The sequence below is a fragment of the Methylobacterium terrae genome, from assembly GCF_003173755.1.
GTDB classification, from domain to species: Bacteria; Pseudomonadota; Alphaproteobacteria; order Rhizobiales; family Beijerinckiaceae; genus Methylobacterium; species Methylobacterium terrae.
This window is the reverse complement of record NZ_CP029553.1, coordinates 4,147,777-4,160,966: the sequence shown is the minus strand read 5'-3', so window position 1 is coordinate 4,160,966 and position 13,190 is coordinate 4,147,777. Positions and strand designations below refer to the sequence as shown.

The following is a 13,190-nucleotide window of genomic DNA, read 5'->3' as shown; positions in this document are numbered from 1 at the left end:
GAATGCCGCTGGCATGAGTTCCGCGAGCACCGGCCCGGCGATCGAGCTGTCGGGCGTCCACAAGAGCTTCGGCCCGGCCAAGATCATCAACGGCGTCGACCTCGCCGTCCCGGTGGGCGAGCGCCACGCCATCATCGGGCCGAACGGGGCCGGCAAGTCGACGCTGTTCCACCTGATCAGCGGCCGCTTCGCGCCGACGAGCGGCACGATCCGCCTCGAGGGCCGGGACATCACCGGCTGGCGCCCGGCGGCGATCAACCGGGCCGGCCTCGCCCGCAGCTTCCAGGTCACCAACATCTTCCCCAAGCTCACCGTGTGGGAGAACGTGCGCTGCGCCGTGCTCCGGGCGATGGGCCACGGCCCGTCCTTCTGGCGCGGGGTCGATGCGCTGCCCGGCGTCGCCGAGCGCACGGAGGAGATCCTCACCCGCATCCGCCTCGGCCACCGCGCCGCCGTGGCGGCGGGGCTCCTGGCCTATGCCGAGCAGCGGGCGCTGGAGATCGGCATCGCCATCGCCAGCGACGCCCGGGTGATCCTCCTCGACGAGCCGATGGCCGGGATGAGCCACAGCGAGAGCGAGCACGCGACCCAGCTCATCCGCGAGGTCACCACGGGCCGCACGCTCCTGATGGTCGAGCACGACATGGCGGTGGTGTTCGGGCTCGCCGACCGCATCTCGGTGCTGGTCTACGGCCGCATCATCGCCACCGACACGCCAGCCCGCATCCGGGAGAACCGCGCCGTGCAGGAAGCCTATCTGGGCGTCGCCACCGGGGAGGAGGCCGCGTGAGCGCCACCCTGGCGATGCCGGCGCAAGGACCGGCCCCGTCCGTCGCGCCGGCCCTCCTCGAGGTCGAGGACCTGCACGCCTATTACGGCAAGAGCCACATCCTCCAGGGGGTGAGCTTCCGGGTCGGGGCCGGCGAGATCGTGTCGATCCTCGGCCGCAATGGGGTCGGGCGCTCCACCACCCTGAAGGCGATCATGGGCGACGTGCCGCCCCGGGGGCAGATCCGCTTCAAGGGACAACCCATCGCCGGGCTCAAGCCCTACACGGTCGCGCGCCGCGGCCTCGGCTACGTGCCGGAGGAGCGGGCGATCTTCCCCAAGCTCACGGTGCGGCAGAACCTGGCGCTCGGCGAGAAGGGGGGCAAGCGCGGCGGCCGCTGGTCCTACGCCGACATCTTCCGGCTGTTCCCGCGGCTGGAGGAGCGGATCGACACGCCCGGCGGCGTGCTCTCGGGCGGCGAGCAGCAGATGCTCACGATCTGCCGCACCCTGATGGGCGATCCCGACCTGATCATGATCGACGAGCCGACCGAGGGCCTGTCGCCCCAGATGGTCGCCCGCGTCGCCGAGATGATCGGCGAGATCGCCGCCCGCGGCGTCTCGGTGCTCCTCGTCGAGCAGAAGCTCACCATCGCCCTCAAGCTGTCGCAGCGGCTCTACGTGATGGGCCACGGCCACGTCGTGTTCGAGGGCACGCCCGACGCGCTCGCCGCCAACGAGGCGGTGCGGCGGGAGTGGCTGGAGGTGTAGGGACCGTCGACCGGATCCGCGCCCCGGTCGACCCATCCTCCGCGTCGTCCCGGGGCCGCGAAAGCGAGGCTCGGGACCCGGATGCTCAGGTCTCCCGGAAGGTGGCGGGCGGGATTGCGCCCGAACCCGAACCATCGGCGGTTCGGGATCCCGGGCTCCGCTTCGCGGCCCCGGGACGACCTTGTGCGGTGGAAACGTCGCCGAGCTCTCGCGTCGCGTCGGCTTGAAACCGGGTTCAGCGCACGCCGAGCAGCTCGACGTCGAATATCAGCGTCGCGTTCGGCGGAATCACGCCGCCGGCGCCGCGGGCGCCGTAGCCGAGCTCGGGCGGGATGATCAGGGTGCGCTTGCCGCCGACCTTCATGGTCGACAGGCCCTCGTCCCAGCCCTTGATGACCTGGCCGGTGCCGACCGCGAAGTTCAGCGGCTGCTTGCGGTCGAGCGAGCTGTCGAACTTCGCGCCCTTCTTGCCGTCCTGGTAGAGCCAGCCGGTATAGTGGACGCTGACGCTCTGGCCGGGATTCGGCTGCGGACCGGTGCCGACCACGTCGTCCTTGACCTGGAGGCCGGACGGGGTGGTGGCGAACGAAGCGGCGGAGGCTGAGGCGGTCATGGCGATCGTGAGGGCTCCGGCGAGGAAGAAGGGCGAACGGCGCATCGACGGGATCGTTCCTGTGCGTGACGTCGGGACCGAGTTAGGGCATCGGCGGGCCGGCGGACAGGGCGTCAGGCCGGGCCGAGCGATTCGGGATCGATCGTCCCGCCCTCGGCCCAGCCGAGAAGCAGCGCCCGCACCGCCGCCGGATCGGCCAGGCGGTGGCGGGCGACCGTCTCGCCGGGCCCGACCCGGACCGTGATCCCGCCATCCTCGTTCACCGGCACGAAGGCCTTCTCGTCGGTGAGGTCGTCGCCGATGAAGATCGCGCGGCGGCCGGCATAGGGCGCCTCGCGCAGGAGGGCCCGGATGGCGTGGCCCTTGGTGGCGCTCGCCGGCAGGATCTCGGCCACCGCCTTGCCCTGCTGCAGCCGGTAGGCCTCCCCCAGGATGCCGGCGACGGACGCCGCCGCCGACTGCGCCCGCGCGGCGTCGGCCTCGTTGGCGAGCCGCCAATGCACCGCGACCGAGCAGCCCTTGTCCTCGATCAGCACGCCGTCGAGGTCGGCCACCGCCCGCTGCAGGGTCTCGACGCCGGCGCGCAGGGCCGGATGCGCCGCCGGATCGCCGCCGATCGCCTGCCCGCCGCGGCGCATCTCGACCCCGTGCAGGCCGGCGACGTCGAAGCGCTCAGGGTTCAGGAAACCGTCGATGGTGGCGATCGGACGGCCCGTCACCAGGGCCAGCGCCCCGCCGAGGCGGGTGCGCAGCCGCGCCAGCGCGGGCGGCAGCGCGGGCGGGACCACCACGCCGTCGGGACGGGGGGCGATCTCCACGAGGGTGCCGTCGAAGTCGAGGAAGAGGGCGTAGGCGGTCTCGGTCAAGGGATCGAATCTCCCGTCGCGGCCAGGGCTGCCGCGGAGATATAGGGCGGCCGGCGCCTCCTGCGCGCCTCTCGTGACGAGACGCGGCCTGCGCCGGACCGCGAGGCGGGGAGCGACCGAGAGGCCATCGCGACGCTGCCTCGGGGAGGTCCGGTGCAGGACCGTCGTCCGGCCGATCGGTGTTCCGGGTGCCTGCCCCAGCAATCGCGCAAGTCCCGGCGCCGCGCGAGCGCGATAGGATAAATTGCGTTCAAACGCCCTGTCGGGAAAGGCCGCTTCGACAGTTCGGGCTATCTCCGGCAAGTCCGAATCTGCTCTGGAGCCGCCCGTCGCACAGGCGGCGCAGCGGAATCGTAACGGTCATTTGCTGGCCGAGGATCGCGAGGTAACCCTTGATTCAAGCCGGCATGCTTTCTGGTTGCTGGGGCGATGCCGGAAGCGGCGGATCCGAACGGGGTGGACGCGCCGTGCGCAGGTTGCTGACGATCATCGATCTCTTCCGGGTCGATACCGCGAACCCGGACCTGATGCGGGCGCAGATGCTGGCCCTGCGCAATCAGGTGCCGATGCTCTACGTGATCCTGGCGATCAACTCGACGGCGGTCGCCGTGACCTATCACGGGGTGGCGCCCGATGCGGTGACCCTCTACCCGCTCGGCGCCCTGCTGACCCTGTGCGCCCTGCGGCTCGGCCTGTGGTTGCGCCGGCGCCGGCAGCCGGTCGACGAGACGCGGATCGCCGCCAGGCTGCGGCTCACGGTCGCGCTCGGCGGCCTGCTGGCGATCGGCTTCATGACCTGGGGCATCGCGCTGTTCGAGTACGGCGACGGCTACGCCAAGGCCCACACGCTGTTCTACGTCGGCACCACGATGATCGCCTGCGCGTTCTGCCTCGTGCACCTGCGCGCGGCGGCCCTGCTGGTGATGGTGACCGTCACCCTGCTCTTCTGCCTGCATGTCAGCCGCCTCGACAATCACGTCATGCGGGCGATCGCCCTCAACCTGGTGAGCGTGAGCGCCGCCCTCCTGTTCGTGGTCGTCACCTACTATCGCGACTTCACCCGCCTGATCGGGCAGCAGGTCGAGCTCGAGCGCCTGAGTCGCGAGAACCAGCGGCTCGCCAACCTCGACACGCTGACCGAGCTGCCCAACCGCCGCAGCTTCTTTGCCTCCCTGGAGCAGGCCCTGGAGGCGGCGGAGGGGACCGGCGAGGCGTTCGTCGTCGGCCTCGTCGACCTCGACGGGTTCAAGCCGGTGAACGACGCCCACGGCCACGGCGCCGGCGACGCCGTGCTGCAGGAGACCGCCCGGCGCCTGCGGGGAGTGGTCGGCGAGGCCGGCGTGGTGGCGCGCCTGGGCGGCGACGAGTTCGGCCTCGTCCTGCGCGGCCGGCCCGCGACCGCCGCGATGGGCGAGGCGATCCGCACCGCGCTCAGCGCGCCGTTCCGGCTGCCGAACGGCAGCACCGCCCAGATCGGTGCCTCGATCGGCTTTGCCGCGCATCCGGAGGCGGGCGCCAAGGCGGCGGTCCTGGTCGAGCGGGCGGATTACGCCCTGTACTACGCCAAGGCGAACAGCCGCGGCGACGCCGTGCTGTTCACCGAGGAGCACGAGCGGCTGCTGCGCACCCAGAGCGTGATCGAGCAGGCCCTGCGCCACGCCGACCTCGCCCGCGAGATGTGCCTCGTCTACCAGCCGATCGTCGACGTGCGGCGTGGCCGCACGGTGGCGTTCGAGGCGCTGGCGCGCTGGACCAGCCCGGATCTCGGCCCGGTCTCCCCGGCGGTGTTCGTGCCGATCGCCGAGCGCTCGGGCCTCATCACCCGCATCACCGCCGTGCTGCTCGGCCAGGCGCTCGCCGCGGCGCGGGCCTGGCCGGACGAGGTCGCCCTGTCCTTCAACCTGTCGATGGCCGACATCGCCTCGCCGCAGGCGGCCGAGGGCATCGTCGCGGCGATCCGGGCGAGCGGCCTCAAGCCCGGCCGGGTGATCCTGGAGGCGACCGAGACCGCCCTGATCCAGGACATCGCCAAGGCGCAGGCGGTGCTCGAGACCCTGAAGTCGAACGGCATCGCCATCGCGCTCGACGATTTCGGCACCGGCTACTCGTCGCTCGGCTACGTCCACCGCCTGCCCCTCGACAAGCTCAAGATCGACCGCAGCTTCATCAGCGAGATCACCGCCGACCCGGCGAGCCGCGACATCGTCACGTCGATCGTCGCGCTCGCCCGCAACCTGAAGCTCGACTGCGTGGTCGAGGGGATCGAGACCGACGAGCAGGCCCGCCTGCTCGAGAGCCTCGGCTGCGTGCTGATGCAGGGCTACCATTTCCACCGGCCGATGGGCTTCTCCGACACCCTGCACTACCTCGATCGCGAGGCGGTGCGCGCCATCCCGCCGGTGCGAGCCATCGCCTGACCGGGGCGGCCGCCCACTGAGGGAGGCGGCCATGCTCACCTACGCGATCGGCGACGTCCACGGCCGCGCCGACCTCCTCGAACGGCTCCTCGCGCGGATCGAGGCGCATCGCGCCGGGCGGGCGCGCCGCCTGGTCTTCCTCGGCGACGCCATCGACCGGGGGCCCGACAGCGCGCGCGCCGTCGCGATCCTGCGGGAGATCCAGGCCCGGGAGCCCAGCTCCGTCACCTGCCTGCTCGGCAACCACGAGGCGATGCTGCTCGACGCCGTGGCCGGATCGAACCTCGATCTCTGGGCGCTCAACGGCGGGGGCACGACGCTCGCCTCCTTCGGCGTCGCGCATCCGGACGAGCTGCCGCGGGAGGTCGTCGCCTGGATCGCCGCCCTGCCGACCCTGCACGGCGACGCACGCCGCTGGTACGTCCATGGCGGCCTCGACCCGGCCATGCGGGCGCACGACAGCGACCGCGCGACCCGGCTGTGGATGCGCGAGCCGTTCCTGTCCGCCGGGCACGATTTCGGCCGCCACGTCGTCCACGGCCACACCCCGACGCGGGACGGCCTGCCCGAGCTGAAGGCCCATCGCACCAACCTCGACACCGGCGCGGTGTTCGGCGGCCCGCTCACCGCCGGGGTGTTCGACGACCGGCAGGGACCGCCGGTGGACATCTTGACGGTGCGATGAAGGTCCTCGTCGGCTTCACGCCGGCCCGTCTCGTCCCCTCCGGATCGACCCCGGGGCTCGCCGCAGGCGAGAGCCCGGGATCCGGACGCGCGGGTCGCGCCGAGCCTAGCGGGACGCGGTCCGCCCCGTCCTGAAACACTCGCGTCTCTGGATTCCGGGCTCCGCTTTCGCGGCCCCGGAATGACCACGAGGTCGTGAAGCCCGCCGGAGGGTTCCGGCGGGCTTCGCGTGCCTGCCGGCTCAGCCCTTCTTCTTCGCCGCTTGCGCGCGGGCGGCCTCCAGCACCTTCTCGGGCGTGAAGCCGAACTTGGTCTGCAGGTCCTTGATCGGGGCCGAGGAGCCGAAGGTGTGCATGCCCAGGATCGTGCCGGCGCTGCCGGCGTAGCGGTCCCAGCCGATCACCGAGCCCTGCTCGACCGCGACGCGGGCCGTCACCTCGGGCGGCAGCACGCTGTTGCGGTAGGCCTCGTCCTGCTGCTCGAACAGGTCCCAGGACGGCATCGACACCACCCGGGCCTTCACGCCCTCGGCCTTCAGCGTCTCGTAGGCGCCGAGGCAGAGCTGCACCTCGGAGCCGGTGCCGATCAGGATCACGTCGGGCTTCGCCTCGTCGGCCCCGGCCAGCACGTAGGCGCCCTTCGCGGTGCCCGACGCCGGGGCATATTTCTCGCGATCGACGGTCGGCAGCGGCTGGCGGCTCAGCGCCAGCACCGCCGGCTGGTGCTTGAGCTGCATGATGACCCGGTAGGCCTCCGCCACCTCGTTGGCGTCGGCCGGCCGGAAGGTGACGAGGCCGGGGATGGCGCGGAGCGCCAGCAGGTGCTCCACCGGCTGGTGGGTCGGCCCGTCCTCGCCGACCCCGATCGAATCGTGGGTGAAGACGTGGAAGACCGGCAGCTCCATCAGGGCGGCGAGCCGGATCGGCGGGCGCATGTAGTCGGAGAAGACCAGGAAGGTCGCCCCGTAGGCGCGCAGGCCGACGAGCCCGAGGCCGTTGACGATCGAGCCCATCGCGTGCTCGCGCACGCCGAAATGGATGTTGCGCCCGCCCGGGGTGAAGGGCCCCAGCGTCCCGGCATCCTCGCCCTCGAGCTTGGTCTTGTTCGAGGGCGCGAGGTCGGCCGAGCCGCCGAGCAGCCACGGCACCCGGTTGGCCAGCGCGTTGAGCACCTTGCCGGAGGATTCGCGGGTAGCGAGACCCTTGGCGTCGGCGGGGAAGACCGGGATGTCGGCGTCCCAGCCCTCCGGCAGCTCGCCCGCGAGATAGGCGTCGAGGTCCTTGGCGAGGTCGGGATCGTCGGCCTTCACCTCCTCGACGAGGGCCAGCCACTCCTCGCGCAGGGCCTTGCCGCGGGCGCCGATGCCTCGACGGAAATTGTCGTAGACGCCGTCCGGCACCAGGAACTGGGCGTCCTCCGGCCAGCCATAGGCGCGCTTGGCGCCCTTGACCTCGTCGGGGCCCAGCGCGTCCGAGTGGGCCTTCGGGGTGCCCTGCTTCGTCGGCGCGCCGTAGCCGATCACCGAGTTGACGATGATCAGGGTCGGGCGGTCGCCCGATTGCAGGAAGGTCTCGAGGGCGTGCGACACCGCCACGGTGTCGTTGGCGTCGGCGACGCGCAGGACCTGCCAGCCATAGGCCAGGAACCGGGCGGCGACCTCCTCGCTGAAGGCGAGGTCGGTGTGGCCCTCGATGGTGATGGTGTTGTTGTCGTAGATCCAGCACAGGTTCGACAGGCGCAGGTGCCCGGCGATCGAGGCGGCTTCCGCCGAGACGCCCTCCATCAGGTCGCCGTCGCTGCATAGGGCGTAGACGTTGTAGTCGAAGAGCGGCCGGTCGCCGTGGGCCAGGCGCTCGCCGAGGAAGCGGCCGCCCATCGCCATGCCGACGGAATTGGCCACGCCCTGGCCGAGGGGGCCGGTTGTCACCTCGACGCCGGTGGTGAAGTGGTATTCCGGGTGGCCCGGCGTGCGGCTGTCGAGCTGGCGGAACTTCTTGAGGTCCTCCAGGCTCACCGCCGGGGCGTTCGCCCCGTCCTTCTCCGCCACCTCGGCGAGGTGGATGAGGCTGTAGAGCAGCATCGAGGCGTGGCCGACCGACAGCACGAAGCGGTCGCGGTTCGGCCAGTGTGGGTTCGCCGGGTCGTAGCGGAGGTAGCGGTTCCACAGGGTGAAGGCGACCGGGGCGAGCCCGAGAGGGGCGCCGGCATGGCCCGAATTCGCCTTCTGCACCGCATCGATCGTCAGCGTGCGGATCGTGTCGATGCTGCGCTGGTCGATCTCGCTGGTGCCGGCCTTCGGCTTGGTGTCGGCTGCGCTCATTGGGTGGCCTCGTCACATCGAAAAAGGATCGGCGCGCCGCGACCTGTCAGGTCGCGGGGCTTTCGGCCGCCTGCGGGGGCATCACGGGCCGTTCGCCCGGATGGCCCGCGGCGTCCGGGTCTCCGCCGCGCTCCTTAGCGGGTCCGATCGTCCGACTGAAGTTCAGAAGCGTGTTGACGAGCGCGACATGGCTGAACGCCTGCGGAAAATTGCCGACCTGGCGCTTGCGCACCGGGTCGTACTCCTCGGCCAGCAGACCGACGTCGTTGCACAGGGCGAGCAGCCGCTCGATGAGCGCCCTGGCCTCCTCGCGCCGGCCGAGCCCGATCAGGTTGTCGGCGTACCAGAAGCTGCAGGGCAGGAAGGCGCCCTCGCCGGCGGGCAGGCCGTCGGTCGTCTGGCCGCTCGTGTCGTAGCGCAGCACGAAGCCCTCGTGCATCAGGTCGCGGCCGATCGCCTCGACGGTGCCGACGACCCGCGGATCGTCCTGGGGCAGGAAGCCCATATGGGCGATGAGCAGCAGGCTCGCATCGAGATCCTTCGAGCCGTAATACTGCACGAAGCTGTTGAGCTCCTCGTCGAAGCCCTTCTCGCAGACCTCGCGATGGATCTCGTCGCGGGTGGCGCGCCAGCGGATCACCGCCTCGTCGTCGCCGGCGGTCGGCTCGTCGTCCGCGACGTGGGCCTCGTAGAACCGGATCGCCCGGTCGAAGGCGACCCAGGCCATCACCTTCGAGTGGACGAAGTGCTTGCGCCCGCCGCGCACCTCCCAGATGCCCTCGTCCGGCTCGCGCCAGACCCGGTCGAGGTGGTCGAGGAGGGCGCGGCCGACCCGCACGCCGGATTCGTCGGCCCGCATCCCGCGCTGGTGGGCCTGGAACAGGGCGTCGAACAATTCGCCGTAGACGTCGAGCTGGAATTGCTGGGCGGCGGCGTTGCCGACCCGCACCGGGCGCGACCCCTCGTAGCCGGGCAGCCAGTCGAGCTCGATCTCCGGCAGCAGGCGCTCGCCGGCGATGCCGTAGAGGATGTGGGCCTGCTCGGGGCTGCCGGCCACCGCCCGGGTGAGCCAGTCGCGCCAGGCCCGGGCCTCCTCGATGTAGCCGGCATCCATCAGCGCCAAGAGCGTGAAGGTGGAATCGCGCAGCCAGCAGAACCGGTAGTCCCAGTTGCGCACGCCGCCGATCTGCTCGGGCAGCGAGGTGGTGGGCGCCGCCACGATGCCGCCGGTCGGCCGGTAGATCAGCGCCTTGAGCGTCAGGAGCGAGCGGGTCAGCACCGCGTCCCAGGGCGTGCCGCCCTGGCAGCGCCGGGTCCAGGAGCGCCAGTACTGGGTGGTGGCGGCGAGCACCTTGCGCGGCTCGATCGGCGGCGGATCGTCCTCGTGCGAGAGGCCGTAGCTCAGCACGAAGGCGACGCTCTTGCCCGCCTCGACGGTGAATTCCGAGACCGTCGTCTGGCCGATGCCCTTCAGGGCCGCGCGGGTGCGCAGCACCAGCTTGTTCGGCCCGGCGATCGCCCTGAGGTCGTCGTTCTCGCTGCGCGAGACCCAGGGGACGGCGGAGCCGTAATCGAAGCGCACCACCAGGTCCATGCGCATCGCCACCCGGCCGCGCACGCCCTCGACGAGGCGCACCAGATGGGTGCCGTCCTCGACCGGCATGTAGTCGATCACCCGGACCGCGCCGTCGGCGGTCTCGTGGGTGGTCTCGAGCACCAGCGTGTCCTGCCGGTAGCAGCGGGTGCTCGTCGCCTCGCCCGCGGGTGCGATGCGCCAGTGGCCGTGGTCCTCGCGGGTGCCGAGCAGGGCCGCGAAGCACGCCGAGGCGTCGAAGCGCGGCCAGCACAGCCAGTCGACGCTGCCGTCGCGCCCGATCAGTGCCGCGCTGCGCCCGTCCCCGACGAGCGCGTAATCCTCGATGAGCAACGCCATGGTGCGTCCCGAACGAAAGCCGTGACGCCGTTAGCTAGAGCGGCCTTCCCCTCGGTCCAACCCGGACCTCGCCGAGCCGACCCTCGCCGACCCGGGCTTCAGCGCCGCCGGTCGATCAGGTCGATCATCGCGGCGCCCGCATTGGTCACGCCCTCGCCCAAAGCCACCATGCTCTGGGTCACCAGCCGGCCGGTCGGCGCGAAGGGCAGCCAGGGGGCCGGGCGCTCGGCGGTGCCGCCGGCGCTCGCGGTGCGGGACGCCGCTTCGCCGACCGGGCCCTTCTCCGGAGTCACCTTGGCGACCTTCAGCTCGTCGGGCCGGGCCGGCGGCCGCACGCCCGCCAGCGACGGGACCGTCCGGGCGCGGTGCGGCGCGGTGCGACGGGGAGCCTTCTCGCTCTCCCTGACCTCGGCCTCCTTGCCCTCGACGACCGGCAGGACCGGCGCTGCGGCCTCGCCCGGCAGGCTGGCGATCAGCGGGAATTGCTGCTCGAACTCGAGAGGGTAGGGCGCGCGCATCCGCCCCTCGCCGTCCGGGACGATCCGGAACAGGTCCGCGCCCGCGGGCAGCGGCTGCATCGCGGCGACGTGGCCCTCCGGCGCCCGCGGCGGCGCCTCGCGCCAGTAGAGCGAACCCGCCGCCAGGCAGACCGCCACGCAGGCGGTGGGCAGCAGCGGCAGGTAGCCCCGCGACGAGCCGGGCAGGCTTCCGATGGCGCTCGCCTCCGCCGGCCCGCGCATCCGCCCGTTCTGCCGCATCCGAACCTCCCTGCCGCTCGATGGTGGCAGTGAAGCCTCGCTTTCGGGCCGAAGCGGGGCCGTTTCTTTGCGCTTTCGTGTCCGAGCGCGGATCGCGGAGGGATGGCGCCCGCGTTCCCCCCATCGGGGCCCTCCCGCCCGGGCTCCCCTTGCGGTATGGGGCGGCCTTGCCGTCCTCAGGCCCAACATTTGCGTGATCCGACGCCGCCATGCCCGACCGCGCAGCGCCCCCCCCGGCCTCTCCCGCCCCGGTGACTCCCGCCCCGTCCCCGGGCGAGAGCCTCACCATCGCCGTCGTCGATCCGAGCCGTGCCCGGGCCGCGATCCTGGAAGAGGGCCTGCGCGCCGTCGAGGGCGCCCGGGTGGTGGTGATCCCCGACACCGCCGACCTCCTCGACCGTCTCTCCGCCCTGTCGCCCGACGTGGTGGTGATCCACCTCGAGAGCCCGAGCCGCGACCTCCTGGAGCAGATGTTCGGGGTCTCGCGCCTGGTCGAGCGGCCGGTGGCGATGTTCGTCGACCGCTCCGACGCGCCGATGATGCAGGCCGCCGTCGATGCCGGCATCTCGGCCTACATCGTCGATGGGCTTCGCGCCGAGCGGATCAAGCCGATCATCGAGATCGCGATCCTGCGCTTCAACGCCTTCGCGCGGCTGCAGCGCGAGCTCACCGAGGCGAAGAGCGAGCTCGCCGACCGCAAGCTGATCGAGCGCGCCAAGGGTATCCTGATGAGCGCCAAGGGGCTGACCGAGGACGAGGCCTACAAGCAGCTCCGGCGCAAGGCGATGAACGAGAAGCGCAAGATCGTCGACATCGCCCGCGCCATCGTCACCGCCGCGGACCTGCTCGGATGAGGCTCCAGCTCGGCTACGTCCCGCTCACCGACGCCGCGGTGCTGATCGCCGCGGTCGAGCGCGGCTTCACGGCGGGGGAAGGGCTCGAGGTCGACCTGGTGCCCGAGCCCTCCTGGGCGACCCTGCGCGACCGCCTCGCGCTCGGTGTCCTCGACGGCGCCCACATGCTGGCGCCGCTGGCGCTGGCCTGTCACCTGGGCCTCAGCGGACCTCAGGCGCGCCTGATCGCCCCGGCGGCGCTCGCGCGCAACGGCAACGCCGTGACCCTGTCGCTGCCGCTCTGGCAGGCACTCGATGCCGCATCCGACGCCTTGTCCGACGTCGCCCGCGCGCTCGCCCGCGTCGCCGAGGCCCGCGCCGGGGAGGGGCGACCGCTGACGCTCGCCACCGTCCACCCCTATTCCTCCCACACCTACCAATGGCGGCGCCTGCTGGCGCTCGGCGGCAGCTCGCTCGCGTCGGTCCGCCTCGTGGTGGTGCCGCCGCCCGCCACCGTCGCGGCCCTGGAGAGCGGCCGGATCGACGGGTTCTGCGTCGGCGCGCCCTGGAGCAGCGTCGCGGTCGAGGCAGGCGTCGGCCGCATCGCCGCCCTCGGTGCCGCGATCGCGCCGGGCTGCCCGGAGAAGGTGCTGGCGCTGCCCGCCGAGATGGAGGACCGCGCGGCGCCGCTCCTGCGCGCCCTGAAGCGGAGTGCTCGCTGGTGCGGGGAGCCGGATAATCGCGAGGCGCTGGCCGCCCTGCTCGCCAGCCCGCGCCATCTCGGCCTCGATCCGGCGTTGGTCCTGCGGGGGCTCTCGGGGACGTTGCGGCTCGCGCCGGGCGGGGAGGTGATCGAGGCCGCGGATTACCTCGTCCTCGGCGAGCCCGAACTCACCCCCGACCCGGACGCCCTCGGTTGGATGGTCGAGGAGATGGCGGCGGCGGGGCAGGTCGAGACGGTGTTCGCCGACGCGAATGGACTGTATCGGCCGGACCTGCTGGCGGCGGCGTAACGGCAGTTGGCCTCAAGTCTAAGCCGTCATGGAAAAAGTGCTTTCCTTTCTCTTATGGCATGGCCGTTCGAGGGAGGAAATGGCGCGGGTTTCTCCCTCCCCCTCTGCGGGGGAGGGTGCCCGGCGGAGCCGGGGCAGCGGGACGCAGTCCCGCCGAGAGGGGTGGCACGACGCTGCTCCAAGGGAGCCGTCATGACGCGCGCGACTTCTCCGG

General features: G+C 72.0%; 11 protein-coding genes. 6 read left to right on the top strand and 5 right to left on the bottom strand.

All coding sequences use genetic code 11. The features are described from left to right. Nucleotides 1-13: 13 nt before the first annotated feature. Both DK419_RS19280 and DK419_RS19275 read left to right on the top strand, forming a co-directional pair. Nucleotides 14-790 carry an ABC transporter ATP-binding protein gene (locus tag DK419_RS19280; protein WP_109962383.1) on the top strand — a complete coding sequence of 259 codons (777 nt, stop codon included), beginning with the start codon at nucleotides 14-16 and terminating at the stop codon, nucleotides 788-790. 14 nt (nucleotides 791-804) lie between these two features. After that, on the top strand, nucleotides 805-1,539 hold the full coding sequence (locus tag DK419_RS19275) for an ABC transporter ATP-binding protein (protein ID WP_109962382.1): 735 nt from the start codon (nucleotides 805-807) through the stop codon (nucleotides 1,537-1,539). 235 nt (nucleotides 1,540-1,774) lie between these two features. Here the strand turns inward: DK419_RS19275 and DK419_RS19270 are convergent, their stop codons facing one another. Further along, complete coding sequence (locus tag DK419_RS19270; protein WP_109960512.1) at nucleotides 1,775-2,197, bottom strand: FKBP-type peptidyl-prolyl cis-trans isomerase; 423 nt, start codon at nucleotides 2,195-2,197, stop codon at nucleotides 1,775-1,777. Between the two features lie 68 nt (nucleotides 2,198-2,265). Next, nucleotides 2,266-3,018 (bottom strand): trehalose-phosphatase, encoded by a 753-nt coding sequence (otsB, locus tag DK419_RS19265; protein ID WP_109960511.1) that lies wholly within the window; start codon nucleotides 3,016-3,018, stop codon nucleotides 2,266-2,268. Nucleotides 3,019-3,485: 467 nt separating this feature from the next. On the opposite strand from otsB, the gene DK419_RS19260 reads away from it, so the two are divergent. Together DK419_RS19260 and DK419_RS19255 are read left to right on the top strand one after the other, a co-directional pair. Further along, entirely contained in the window at nucleotides 3,486-5,435 is a 1,950-nt protein-coding gene (locus tag DK419_RS19260; protein WP_162561311.1) for a putative bifunctional diguanylate cyclase/phosphodiesterase, read from the top strand. Nucleotides 5,436-5,466: 31 nt separating this feature from the next. Continuing rightward, nucleotides 5,467-6,120: a metallophosphoesterase family protein gene (locus tag DK419_RS19255; RefSeq protein ID WP_109960509.1), complete on the top strand. Its 654-nt coding sequence runs from the start codon at nucleotides 5,467-5,469 to the stop codon at nucleotides 6,118-6,120. A gap of 240 nt (nucleotides 6,121-6,360) precedes the next feature. On the opposite strand, the gene tkt is transcribed toward DK419_RS19255, so the two are convergent. From tkt to DK419_RS19240, 3 genes are all read right to left on the bottom strand, one after another. Then, complete coding sequence (gene tkt / locus DK419_RS19250; protein WP_109960508.1) at nucleotides 6,361-8,439, bottom strand: transketolase; 2,079 nt, start codon at nucleotides 8,437-8,439, stop codon at nucleotides 6,361-6,363. Between the two features lie 46 nt (nucleotides 8,440-8,485). Next, nucleotides 8,486-10,372 carry a glycoside hydrolase family 15 protein gene (locus tag DK419_RS19245; RefSeq protein ID WP_109960507.1) on the bottom strand — a complete coding sequence of 629 codons (1,887 nt, stop codon included), beginning with the start codon at nucleotides 10,370-10,372 and terminating at the stop codon, nucleotides 8,486-8,488. A gap of 98 nt (nucleotides 10,373-10,470) precedes the next feature. Beyond that, nucleotides 10,471-11,130, bottom strand: coding sequence for a hypothetical protein (locus tag DK419_RS19240; protein ID WP_109960506.1), 660 nt, complete (start codon nucleotides 11,128-11,130; stop codon nucleotides 10,471-10,473). 209 nt (nucleotides 11,131-11,339) lie between these two features. On the opposite strand from DK419_RS19240, the gene DK419_RS19235 reads away from it, so the two are divergent. Together DK419_RS19235 and DK419_RS19230 are read left to right on the top strand one after the other, a co-directional pair. Next, complete coding sequence (locus tag DK419_RS19235; protein ID WP_245442546.1) at nucleotides 11,340-11,984, top strand: ANTAR domain-containing response regulator; 645 nt, start codon at nucleotides 11,340-11,342, stop codon at nucleotides 11,982-11,984. Further along, nucleotides 11,981-12,976, top strand: coding sequence for a CmpA/NrtA family ABC transporter substrate-binding protein (locus tag DK419_RS19230; protein WP_109960504.1), 996 nt, complete (start codon nucleotides 11,981-11,983; stop codon nucleotides 12,974-12,976). Before DK419_RS19235 ends, DK419_RS19230 begins: the two co-directional genes overlap by 4 nt. Nucleotides 12,977-13,190 lie beyond the last annotated feature (214 nt).